This is a genomic window from Rhodoplanes azumiensis, assembly GCF_042682915.1.
In the GTDB taxonomy this organism is placed as follows: Bacteria; Pseudomonadota; Alphaproteobacteria; order Rhizobiales; family Xanthobacteraceae; genus Rhodoplanes; species Rhodoplanes azumiensis.
The window spans coordinates 92843-104196 of the sequence record NZ_JBHUIW010000015.1 but is presented as its reverse complement, the minus strand read 5'-3'; the positions used below and the strand labels follow the sequence as shown (position 1 = coordinate 104196).

Here is an 11354-nt window from a genome sequence, read left to right as displayed (position 1 = left end):
GAGGGCGCCGCCATGAACTTCTCCGGCCCTTTCATCGCTCGGCCGATCGCGACGACGCTGCTCGCCGTCGGGCTGTTTCTGATCGGCCTCGTCGCCTACGACAACCTGCCGGTGGCGAGCCTGCCGGCCGTCGATCTGCCGACCATCCGGGTGTCGGCGAGCCGGCCCGGCGCCGACCCGATGATCATGGCGGCGACCGTCGCGGCGCCGCTCGAGCGGCGCATCGGCGAGATTCCCGGCGTCACCGAGCTGACCTCGACCTCGTCGCTCGGCTCGACCTCGATCGTCGCCCAGTTCGACCTGTCGCGGAACGTCGACGGCGCGGCGCGCGACGTCCAGGCAGCCATCAACGCCGCCCTCTCCGATCTGCCCGGCGACCTGCCGGCGCGGCCGACCTTCCGCAAGATGAACCCGGCGGCGGCGCCCGCCCTCATCTTGGCGCTGACCTCCAGGACGATGCGGCCGAGCGCCGTCTACGACGTCGCCGACACGGTGATCGCCCAGCGCATCGCCCAGGTCGACGGTGTCGCCGAGGTCTCGGTCTCGGGTGCCGAGCAGCCGGCGATCCGGGTGCGGGTCGATCCCGGCGCGATCGCCGCCATGGGGCTGGCGCTCGAGGACGTGCGCAAGGCGATCGTCGACGCCAACGCGACCGGCCCGCTCGGCACCTTCGACGGCGAGCGGCTCGGCGAGACGATCGGCACCAACGGTCAGCTCCGCGCCGTGCGCGACTACGAGAACATCGTGGTCCGCTCGAAGGACGGCGCCGTGGTGCGGCTCGGCGCGATCGCCACCGTGGACGAGAGCACCCGCAACAGCCGCTCGGCCGCCTGGTTCAACCGCGATCCCTCGGTGCTGCTGATCATCACCAAGCAGGCCGACGCCAACGTGATCACGATGGTAGACCGCATCCGGGCGCTGATCCCCGAGCTCCAGCGCTGGATTCCCGCCGATCTCGAGATCTCGGTCCTGACCGACCGCACCGAGACGATCCGGGCGAGCGTGCAGCACATGAAGTTCACGCTCGCGGCGACCATCGTGCTGGTGATGCTGGTCGTCTACGTGTTCCTGCGCCAGGGCGCCGCGACCGTCGCGGCCGGCATCACGGTGCCGCTGTCGCTCGCCGGCACCTGCGCCGTGATGTGGGCGCTCGGCTACTCGATCAACAATCTCTCGCTGATGGCCCTGATCGTCTCGGTCGGCTTCGTCGTCGACGACGCCATCGTGATGATCGAGAACGCCTTCCGCAACCTGGAGAAGGGGCTCTCGCCCTTGCAGGCGGCGCGCGAGGGCGCCCGCCAGATCGGGTTCACGGTGATCTCGATCAGCCTGTCGTTGATCGCCGCCTTCATCCCGATCCTGTTCATGGGCGGCATCGTCGGGCGGTTCCTGCGCGAGTTCTCGATGACGCTCGCCGCGGCCATCGTGGTCTCGACCATCGTGTCGCTGTCGGTCACGCCGATGATCTGCGCGCATTTCGTCAAGCGCGCGCCCGGCCACGCCGGGCGGTTCGACCGCATCGTCGACGGCGTCCTCGGCGCGCTGGTGCGGGCCTATGCCAAGAGCCTCGACGTGGTGCTGCGCCATCGCTTCATGGCGGTGCTGTCGCTCCTCCTCACCATCGGCCTCACCGTCTATCTCTACGTCGTCACGCCGAAGGGATTCATCCCGCAGGACGACACCAACCTGATCTTCGGCGGCGTGGTCGCGGCGACCGACGTCTCCTATCAGGAGATGCTGCAGCTCCAGCAGCGGGCGACCGAGCTCGTGCTGTCCGACCCTGCCGTGTCCGGCGTCGGCTCCTCGGTCGGCGGCTCCGGCTGGAGCGGCTCGGTCAACAACGGCCGCCTGTTCATCAGCCTGAAGCCGCTCGCCGAGCGCGGCGTGACGGCGCAGCGCGTCGTCGACCGCCTGCGCGGGCGGCTGATGGGCATCCCTGGCGTGCGGGTGTTCATGTTCCCGGCCTCCGACGTGCGGGTCGGCGGCCGTTCCAGCCGCTCGCAGTATCAGTTCACGCTGTGGAGCCCGAACTTCGACGAGCTGCAGGCCTGGGTGCCGAAGGTGCAGGAGCGCATCGGCAAGGTGCCGGGCGTCATCGACGTGTCGACCGACCGCGAGCAGGGCGGCCTGCAGGCCGACGTGGTGATCGACCGCGTCGCCGCGGCGCGTCTCGGCGTCGACGTGCAGGAGATCAGCGACGCGCTCAACAACGCCTTCTCCCAGCGTCAGGTCTCGACCATCTTCACCCAGCGCAACCAGTACCGGGTGGTGCTGGAGATCGATCCGCGCTGGCAGCGCGACCCGTCGGACCTCGACCGCGTCTACGTGCAGGCCAGCAAGGGAACCCAGGTGCCGCTCTCGGCGGTGGCGCGCTTCGAGCGTGGGCTGGCGCCGCTCGTCATCAACCATCAGGGGCCGTTCCCGGCCGTCACCATCACCTACAACCTGACCGGCGACATGCCGCTCGCCACCGCGACGGCCGAGATCCGCAAGGCCGTCGACGAGATGCACCTGCCGGACTCGATCCGCGCCGACTTCGCCGGCGACGCCAAGAATTTCGCCCAGAGCGCCGGCGCCCAGCCGATCCTGCTGCTCGCCGCGCTGCTCGCCGTCTACATCGTGCTCGGCGTGCTCTACGAGAGCCTCGCCCACCCGCTGACCATCATCTCGACGCTGCCCTCGGCCGGGCTCGGCGCGCTTCTGGCGCTCAACATGTTCAAGGCCGAGCTGACCGTGATCGCCTTCATCGGGATCATCCTCTTGATCGGCATCGTCAAGAAGAACGGCATCATGCTGGTCGACTTCGCGCTGGAGGCCGAACGCTCGCGTGGGCTCACCCCGGCGCAGGCCGTGCACGAGGCCTGCGTGGTGCGGTTCCGGCCGATCCTGATGACCACGTTCGCGGCGCTGCTCGGGGCGCTGCCGCTGGTGCTCGCCACCGGCCCCGGCTCGGAGCTGCGCCGCCCGCTCGGCATCACCATCATGGGCGGGCTGGTCGTGTCGCAGGTTCTGACCCTGTACACGACGCCGGTGATCTATCTGCTGCTCGACCGGCTGCACCGGCGCTGGTGGGGCAGGGGGCAGGCGGGCCGTGATGCGATCCGCGACGCGGACCGCAGCGGCCGCCCGGGTGCCACCATCCGTCCGGACGACACGGCCCGGCCGGCGCCGGCCGAGTAGCCGCGCACGCGACGCAAGACGAGGCCGGCCCGCGTCGCGTCGGCCGCGCCTCGTCTCGCCGTGCCTCGTGCGTCCCGTTACTCCGCCGCCTCGGTGATGTTGTCGCGCGGCGGCTTGTGGTGCGGCTGGTTGAAGTGCGGCTTGCGCTTCTCCAGGAACGCCGCCATGCCCTCGCGCTGGCCGTCGGTGCCGAACAGGGCATGGAAGGCGCGGCGCTCGAAGCGCAGGCCTTCGGCGAGCGGCAGCTCGTGGGCGCGCTGGACCAGCTCCTTGGCCGTCATCGCGGTCGGCAGCGACATCGCGGCGATCGTCTCGGCCGCCTGCATGGCCACCGTCATCAGGTCGGCGAGCGGCACGACCCGCGAGACCAGGCCGCAACGCTCGGCCTCCTCGGCGTCCATCATGCGGCCGGTGAGCACCAGGTCCATCGCCTTGGCCTTGCCGACGGCGCGCGTCAGGCGCTGGGTGCCGCCCAGCCCCGGCACGATGCCGAGCGTGATCTCGGGCTGGCCGAATTTCGCGTTGTCGGCCGCGATCACGAGGTCGCACTGCATGGCGAGCTCGCACCCGCCGCCGAGCGCGAAGCCGGCGACGGCCGCGATGGTCGGCTTGCGCGAGCGCGCCGGGCTGTCCCAGTTTGCCATGTAGTTCGAGCTGAAATTGTCGATGAAGGAACGCGGCGCCATCTCCTTGATGTCGGCGCCGGCCGCGAAGGCGCGTTCGGACCCGGTGATGACGACGCAGCCGATGTTCTCGTCCTTGTCGAATGCCGCGAACGCCGCCCTCAGTTCTTCCGCCAGGGTCGAGTTCAGCGCGTTCAGCGCCTTCGGCCGGTTCAGCCGGATGACGCCCACGCGCCCCACGGTTTCGACGATCAGGGTCTCGTAGGTCATGGTTCACATCCTTTTTGGACCGAGCCGGGGGTGCTCGGGCGCCGGGTCGAAGCGCGTCGCGGGGGTTCTGCAGCCGCGCGAGGGGCGGATAGGAAGGATATAGCCCGAACGTGCTGCGTTGCAGCAGGGGTAACGCACCAGACCCTCTCAGGCAATCACGATTCGCTTAAGATCGTGTGATCGTGAGGGTTCCGCGAGGCGTCGCAAAGCACAAAAGAGATGCTGCAGCGCATAACCGGGTCGGCAATTCAGCGCCTCTCGCGTATCCGCCCGACGAATACTTGGTAACCGTACCTATGTCGCGTTTCGCGACCCTGGACGGAGAAGGCAACCACGGCGTGAGCGGGCGAGGTCCAACCCGGGTTTAGGCCGGCCGGGCGGCCCCGCACCGCCGCGGCTGTCCGGCTCGCGACCGAAGACGTCGAAAGGGCGGAAGAGACGTGCTACAGGCGGCGCGTTCAGAGGTGCCGGGGAGCTCATGTCCGCCGTTTCCGTTACCGCCGTCGGCAAGGATGCCCGTGCCGACGCGCTCGTCTCGTCCTACGAACGCGCCGGCTACGCTCGCGTCGAGCCGGCCGTCCTGCAGCCGGCCGAGCCGTTCCTGGCGCTGTCCGGCGAGGACATTCGCCGCCGCATGTACCTGATCCCGGACGCCGGCGGCGACGACCTGTGCCTGCGCCCCGACCTCACGATTCCGGTGGCGCTCGACTATCTCGCCTCGCCGCAGGCCGGCCGGCCGGCGCGCTTCAGCTATCTCGGGCCGGTGTTCCGCCAGCGCCCCGGGGCGTCGGGCGAATTCTGGCAGGCCGGCATCGAATCCTTCGGCGGGGCCGACAAGACCGCCGCCGATGCCGAGGCGCTGGCGCTGGCGCTCGAGGCGACCGCGCTCTACGGCGTCGCGGCGCCCGACATCCGCATGGGCGACGTCGGCCTGTTCGCCGCGCTGATCGAGGCGCTCGACCTCGCACCGGTGTGGCGCCGGCGGCTCGCCAAGGACTTCAACCGCAAGACCGTGCTGGCCGAGGATCTGCATCGCCTCGCGGTCACCGGCCAAAACGGCTCGCCCGAGTACCAGGGCGTGCTCGCCGCGCTCTCCAATGCCGATCCGAAGGCGGCGCGCGCGCTCGTCGCCGATCTCCTGTCGATCGCCGGCATCACCACGGTCGGCGGCCGCTCGGTCGCCGAGATCGCGGCGCGCTTCCTGGAGCAGGCCGAGCTCGGCGCCGGCGCGGCGCTGCCGGCCGAGACCTCGCAGCTCATCGCGCGGTTCTTCGCCGTCGCGGGCGACCCCGCCGCCGCGGCCGCGGCGCTGCGCGGCTTCGCCGCCGACGCGAAGCTCGACCTCGCCGCGGCGCTCGACACCTTCGAGGCGCGCAACGCGCGGCTCGCGAACAAGGGCATCGACACGGCGCGCATCCGCTTCGCCACCTCGTTCGGCCGCGGCCTCGACTACTATACGGGCGTCGTCTTCGAGCTGCACGACCCGACCGGGCGCATCGACGGCCAGCTCGTCGCGGGGGGGCGCTACGACGGCCTCTTCGCCCGGCTGGGCCATGCCGATCCGATCCCGGCGGTCGGCTTCTCGGCGTGGATCGAGCGGCTTTTCGCGCTCGGCGCGGCGCCTTGGGCATCAGGTTCGGGAGCTGCGCGATGAGCGCCTTCGTCATCGCCGTGCCGGCCAAGGGCCGGCTGCAGGAGAATGCCGAGACCTACTTCGCCCGCGCCGGGCTCAAGCTCGTCAAGCCGCGCGGCGCCCGCGAGTATCGCGGCACGGTCGCCGGCCTGCCCGAGATCGAGGTGGCGTTCCTCTCGGCCTCCGAGATCGCCCAGCAGCTCAGCCAGGGCGCCGTGCATTTCGGCATCACGGGCGAGGATCTGATCCGCGAATCGATCCCGCACGCCGACGACAAGGTCGTGCTGCTGCACGGGCTCGGCTTCGGCCACGCGACCGTGGTGGTCGCCGTGCCGCAGGCCTGGATCGACGTGCGCAGCATGGCCGATCTCGACGACGTCGCGACCGCGTTCCGGCTGGAGAACGACCGCCGCATGCGGGTCGCGACCAAATACGTGAACCTGACCCGCGCCTTCTTCGCCCAGCACGGCATCATCGACTACCGCATCGTCGAGAGCGCCGGCGCGACCGAAGGCGCCCCCGCCGCCGGCACGGCCGAGCTGATCGTCGACATCACCACCACGGGCACGACGCTCGCCGCCAACGCCCTGAAGATCGTCGAGGACGGGATCATGCTGCGCTCGCAGGCGAACCTGGTCGCGGCGCGGCGGGCCGACTGGACGCCGGCGGCGCGCGAGATCGCGCGCGTGATGCTCGACCGCATCGCCGCGACGGATCGGGCCGCGAGCTTCCGCGAGATGCGCACCCGCTTCCCCGCCTGCGACGAGACCCTGCTGAGCGAGGCGCGGGAGAAATACGGCGTCGAGGCGCCGTTCGGGGGCCCGACCTCGTCCGGCATGCTCACCCTCCACTGCCCGCCCGACCAGGTCCACGCGCTGGCCACCTTCCTGCGCGCGCACGGCGCGGCGAGCGTGGTGGTCGGCCCGCTCGACTACGTCTTCGCCTGCGAGAACCCGCTGTTCGACCGCCTCGAGGCGGCGCTGTAGGGCGGGGCGCCGCGACAACGCGGCCTTGCGCTGCCGAGCGTTCCAGCCACTCGGCCCGTCAGCCCTGGGACTGCCTTTTGACGCACGCTATGGTCGAGCGGGGCTCCGAGAGACGCCGATGTCGACACCGCCGGCCGCCAGCCTGACTTTGGACAAAGAGACCGAGGCGCGCTTGCTGCATCTCGCGGAAGCGCGGCGGCAGTCGGCCGATGCTCTCGTGCGCGAAGCGATCGAGCAGTATGTCGACCGAGAGGAACGGCGCCACCGGCTGCGCCTCGATGCCCTCGCCGCCTGGACCGAATATCGAGCGACCGGCCAGCACGTCACCGCTGACGAAGCCGACCTGTGGCTCGCGCGATTGGAAGCCGGCGAGGATACGGAGCCGCCGCTCCCCCACTCATGACCGATGATTCCGCTCGTCTGGACACCGGCGGCACTGCGAGACGTCGAGCGTCTTCACGCGTTCCTCGCGCCGAAGAACCGTGAGGCCGCGCGACATGCCGTGCGAGCGATTCGCGAGGGCGTGAGAGCACTCCGTGCTCATCCTGAAATCGGTCGACCCGTCGCCTTCATGCCACCCGAGTTCCGCGAACGGTTCGTCCCGTTCGGCAACAGCGGATATGTCGTGCTGTAACGTTACGACGGCGGGCAAGCCGTTATCCTGGCTGTGCGCCACGGCCGGGAAGCCGGGTATTGACCCGCCCTGCGGCCACGCCTCACCGTCATGGCCAAAGGACATGCGGGCGGGTCGTCGGTGCTCGCCCGCGATGAAGCAATAATCCTCGGACCGGCCTCACACCGTCCCCGGTCCGGTCTCGCCGGGCACGCCGTCGCGTCGCTTTCGGAACACCACGAAATGCGACATCGTGAAGTTCACGACGAAGCTCACCAGGATGGCGCAGGCCTTGGCGAACCACACCGGCATCACCTGCGCGACCAGCACCAGCGTCGCCGTGTTGGCGATCGCGCCGAGCACGCCCGACGCCGCGAAGGCGCCGTAGTCGCGCAGCCGCAGCGTGCGCCCGGACTCCTCGGCGAACGTGAAGGTCGAGTTGAGCACATACGAGCCGGTGACCCCGACCACCCAGCCCATCAGGTTGGCGGCGATCAGCATCAGGTCGTCGGCGTCGCCGCAGCCGCACACGCCGGCCGCCGTCTCGAACGCCCGCACGCTGGCGGCCGCCGATTGCAGCCCCATGAGCGCGACGAAGAAGACGCTGGCGTCGACCACGGTGTTGACGACGCCGACCACGGCGAAGCTCGCCGCCTTGCGGAGCACGCCGGCGCGCCGCCGCACCGCCGGGGCGGCACGCGGAAACAAGGCTTCGATCCGGCTCGGCTCCATCGTCTCTCCGCCCATCCGCCCGTCGCGCTTCGCCGACGCCATGCCTTCGCCTCACCATGCGCCTTACCATGCCGGCAGGCTCGATCGACGACGGTGGCGCGACAGCATCGGTCGCATCGTCTATAAGGCGCGGCGACGCAACCCCGAAACCGCAACCCCGAACCGCAACTTCGAAACCGCAACCCGAACCCAGCCCCGACACCATCCCATGCACCATGACGGGCCGATGACCCCCGGTGAGCCGGCATTGCGGCAGGATGCGGGCGGCCGCAACCGCGCTTCGGCGGCCGAGCGTGCGGCCGCCGGCCTGTCGATCGTCATGCCGGTCTACAACGAGGCCGGCGGGCTCGCCGCCCTTCACGCCCGCATCGTCGGCGTCGCCCGCGCCCTGAAGGCGCGCTGGGGGCTCGCCTGCGAGGTCGTCTATGTCGACGACGGCAGCCGCGACCGCTCGCTGGCGATCGCGTCGACGCTGCCGGCCGACGGGCTCGACGTGCAGGTGATCGCGCTGTCGCGCAACTTCGGCAAGGAGGCGGCGCTGCTCGCCGGGCTCGAGCATGCCCGCCTCGGCGCCGTGCTGTTCATGGATTCGGACGGTCAGCATCCGCCCGCCATGGTCGAGCGCCTCGCCGGCCACTGGATCGACGACGGCTACGACGTGATCTACACGGCCAAGGCGCACCGCAAGGCGGAGTCGTTCCTGCGCCGCTCGTTCGGACGCGCCTTCTACACGCTGATCAACTGGGGCTCGCGCCACAAGATCCCCGAGGATGCCGGCGATTTCCGTCTGTTGTCGCCGCGCGCCGCGTCGGCGTTGCGCCAGCTGCCCGAGCGCAACCGCTTCTTCAAGGGGCTGGCGAGTTGGATCGGATTCCGCCAGCTGCGCATCGATTACGAGCCGGCCGCGCGCGAGCACGGCACGTCGAGCTGGAACTTCGGCGCGCTGCTCGGCCTGTCGATCGAGGGGCTCACGGCCTTCTCGGTGGCGCCGCTGCGCATCGCCAGCCTGCTCGGCCTGCTGCTCGCCGCGACCGCGCTGCTGTTCGGCGTCTACATCCTCACCGAGGTGCTGGTGTTCGGCACCGACGTGCCCGGCTATCCGTCGCTGGTGGTCGGCCTGATGGTGATCGGCGGCGTGCAGCTGATCATGATCGGCGTGATGGGCGAGTACATCGCCAAGATTCTGTCCGAGACCAAGGGGCGCCCCGTGTATTTCGTCGCCGAGCACAGCCTGACGCGGGCCACGTCCGACGCCGCCGCGGCGGCCCGGACCGCCCCGCCGACGATCAGCACGACGACCAGCTCGACGACCAGCACGGCCGCCGATTCGGAGCGCCGCGCGTGACCGCTCTTCCGCCGCGCCGCCTGATCCTGTGTGCCGACGACTTCGGCCTCGCGCCCGGCATCGACGACGCGATTCTCGACCTGATCGGCCGCGGCCGCCTCAACGCGACGAGCGTGATGGTGCTGCCGCCGACCTTCTCCCAGGCCGAGGCGAAGCGGCTCGCGGCGGTGGCGGAGGGCCGCGCCCAGATCGGCCTGCATCTGACGCTGACGGCGCCGTTCAGGCCGCTGACCTTCGGCTACGCGCCGCTGGCGCGCGACGGCAGCTTCCTGCCGGTCGGCAAGCTGCTCGCCGCCTCCTTCGTGACGCCGTTCGATCGCGACGCCGTCGCCCGCGAGATCACGGCGCAGCTCGAGGCCTTCGTGCGCGCCTTCGGCCGGCCGCCCGATTATGTCGACGGCCATCAGCACGTTCATCTGCTGCCCGGAATCCGGGAGGCGCTGCTCGACGTCGTGCCGCGGACCGCCCCGGGCGCCTGGGTGCGCCAGTGCGGCCAGGTGACGGCGACGCTCAAGCGGCTCGGCGATCCCAAGAGCCTGCTGCTCGACCGGATGAGCGGCGCCTTCCGCCGCCTCGCGGCGGAGCGCGGCGTGACGACCAACCCGGCCTTCGCCGGCACCTACACGTTCAAGCCCGAGGTCGACTACGCCGCCCTGTTCCCGGCCTTCCTGAAGGATCTGCCGGACGGCAGCGTGGTGATGTGCCACCCCGGCACGGTCGACGGCGAGCTGAAGCGCCTCGACCCGCTCACCGGCCTGCGCGAGGCCGAGTTCGCCTATCTGGGCGGCGACGCTTTTCCGAAGGTGCTGGCGGCGGCCGGATTCACCCTCTCCTGAACCGCTGTCATGCCGGGGCGCGGCAAGGCCGCGAACCCGAATCCACCCGCGAGTTCGGCGGATACGGCCGGAGCCCGGGGCAGGGGGGTGCGGCAGGCTGCCACGGCCCCTCCCCCACCACCATTCCGCCGTCGTGAGTGCCCCCCATATAGGGGGCGCGCGCCGCGCGGTCGGTCGACCGCAGCCGCCCGCCCGATCGCCGGCCCGGCCGGGACGGCCCATCAGGAGACCCCGATGACTCCGCAGGAACACAAGCTCGTCGCCGACCTGTTCGAGCGTCTCGCCACCCTCGAGAAGGAGCCGCGCGACCCCGACGCCGAGCGCGCCATCCGCGAGGGCCTCGCCCGCGCGCCGAACGCGCTCTATGCGCTCGTGCAGACGACGCTCCTCCAGGACGAGGCGCTGCGCCAGGCCCAGGCCCGCATCGACGAGCTGGAGGCGGCGCTCGCCCCGCCCCCGCCGCAGCAGCAGGGCGGCTTCCTCGACAATCTGCGCAGCGCCATGTTCGGCAGCGGCCAGCCCCAGCCGGGCCCGGGCCGCGGCTCGGTGCCGTCGGTCCGCCAGGGCGAGCCCGGCGGCGATCCGCGCTGGGGCGCCGGCCCGGGTGGCGCGCCGATGGGTGGCGCGCCGGGCGGCTTCGGCCAAGGTCAGTTCGGCGGGCCGGGCTTCGGCAACCCGGCTCTCGGCAACTCGGCTCTCGGCAACCCGGCTCTTGGCAACCCGGCCTTCGGCAATCAGGGTTACGGCGCGCCGCCCCAGGCCGGCGCCTTCGGCGGGCGCGGCGGGTCGTTCCTCGGCACCGCGGCGGCGGCCGCGGTCGGGGTGATCGGCGGTTCGCTGCTGATGGACAGCCTGCGCAGCATGGGCCACGCGGCCGGCGGCGGCGCGCCGGGGGGCAGCCAGGCGGCGCTCGACACCGGCAGCGGCGGCGGCACGCCCTGGGGCGGCGGTGGCGGCGGCGATCTCTCACGGGAGGCCGGCCTCGGCGACATCGGTGGCCGCGGCGCCGGCGACGGGGGCGCCATCCGGCAGGCCGGCGCCTTCGAGGATCCGAGCGGCTGGGACGACGCCGACGACGGCTACGACGTCGATTCGGGCGATTTCGGCGGCGACGACTCCGACTTCGCCTGACGATC

General features: G+C 71.2%; 10 protein-coding genes. 8 read left to right on the top strand and 2 right to left on the bottom strand.

The window, feature by feature from the left end; all coding sequences use genetic code 11:
• Positions 1–12: 12 nt before the first annotated feature.
• The gene (locus tag ACFSOX_RS13875) at positions 13–3180 is read left to right on the top strand and encodes an efflux RND transporter permease subunit (RefSeq protein WP_378478405.1); all 3168 of its coding nucleotides are present in this window, start codon (positions 13–15) and stop codon (positions 3178–3180) included.
• A gap of 77 nt (positions 3181–3257) precedes the next feature.
• On the opposite strand, the gene ACFSOX_RS13870 is transcribed toward ACFSOX_RS13875, so the two are convergent.
• Positions 3258–4073, bottom strand: a complete 816-nt coding sequence (locus ACFSOX_RS13870; RefSeq protein WP_378478404.1) for an enoyl-CoA hydratase — start codon at positions 4071–4073, stop codon at positions 3258–3260.
• A 478-nt stretch (positions 4074–4551) separates the two neighbouring features.
• On the opposite strand from ACFSOX_RS13870, the gene ACFSOX_RS13865 reads away from it, so the two are divergent.
• The 4 genes from ACFSOX_RS13865 (at position 4552) to ACFSOX_RS13850 (ending at position 7326) form a co-directional block, all read left to right on the top strand.
• Complete coding sequence (locus tag ACFSOX_RS13865; RefSeq protein WP_378478403.1) at positions 4552–5727, top strand: ATP phosphoribosyltransferase regulatory subunit; 1176 nt, start codon at positions 4552–4554, stop codon at positions 5725–5727.
• The gene (hisG, locus tag ACFSOX_RS13860) at positions 5724–6692 is read left to right on the top strand and encodes an ATP phosphoribosyltransferase (RefSeq protein ID WP_378478402.1); all 969 of its coding nucleotides are present in this window, start codon (positions 5724–5726) and stop codon (positions 6690–6692) included. Before ACFSOX_RS13865 ends, hisG begins: the two co-directional genes overlap by 4 nt.
• 118 nt (positions 6693–6810) lie before the next feature.
• Positions 6811–7095, top strand: a complete 285-nt coding sequence (locus ACFSOX_RS13855) for a CopG family ribbon-helix-helix protein (protein ID WP_378478401.1) — start codon at positions 6811–6813, stop codon at positions 7093–7095.
• A 3-nt stretch (positions 7096–7098) separates the two neighbouring features.
• The gene (locus tag ACFSOX_RS13850; protein WP_378478400.1) at positions 7099–7326 is read left to right on the top strand and encodes a type II toxin-antitoxin system RelE/ParE family toxin; all 228 of its coding nucleotides are present in this window, start codon (positions 7099–7101) and stop codon (positions 7324–7326) included.
• Positions 7327–7485: 159 nt separating this feature from the next.
• Here ACFSOX_RS13850 and ACFSOX_RS13845 read toward each other — a convergent pair whose 3' ends face one another.
• Positions 7486–8079, bottom strand: a complete 594-nt coding sequence (locus tag ACFSOX_RS13845; RefSeq protein ID WP_378478399.1) for a GtrA family protein — start codon at positions 8077–8079, stop codon at positions 7486–7488.
• A gap of 184 nt (positions 8080–8263) precedes the next feature.
• Between ACFSOX_RS13845 and ACFSOX_RS13840 the strand changes: the two genes are divergently transcribed.
• The 3 genes from ACFSOX_RS13840 (at position 8264) to ACFSOX_RS13830 (ending at position 11349) form a co-directional block, all read left to right on the top strand.
• Entirely contained in the window at positions 8264–9382 is a 1119-nt protein-coding gene (locus tag ACFSOX_RS13840; protein WP_378478398.1) for a glycosyltransferase family 2 protein, read from the top strand.
• Positions 9379–10218 (top strand): ChbG/HpnK family deacetylase, encoded by an 840-nt coding sequence (locus tag ACFSOX_RS13835; protein WP_378478397.1) that lies wholly within the window; start codon positions 9379–9381, stop codon positions 10216–10218. Before ACFSOX_RS13840 ends, ACFSOX_RS13835 begins: the two co-directional genes overlap by 4 nt.
• A 234-nt stretch (positions 10219–10452) precedes the next feature.
• Positions 10453–11349: a DUF2076 domain-containing protein gene (locus ACFSOX_RS13830; RefSeq protein ID WP_378478396.1), complete on the top strand. Its 897-nt coding sequence runs from the start codon at positions 10453–10455 to the stop codon at positions 11347–11349.
• Positions 11350–11354: the final 5 nt, after the last annotated feature.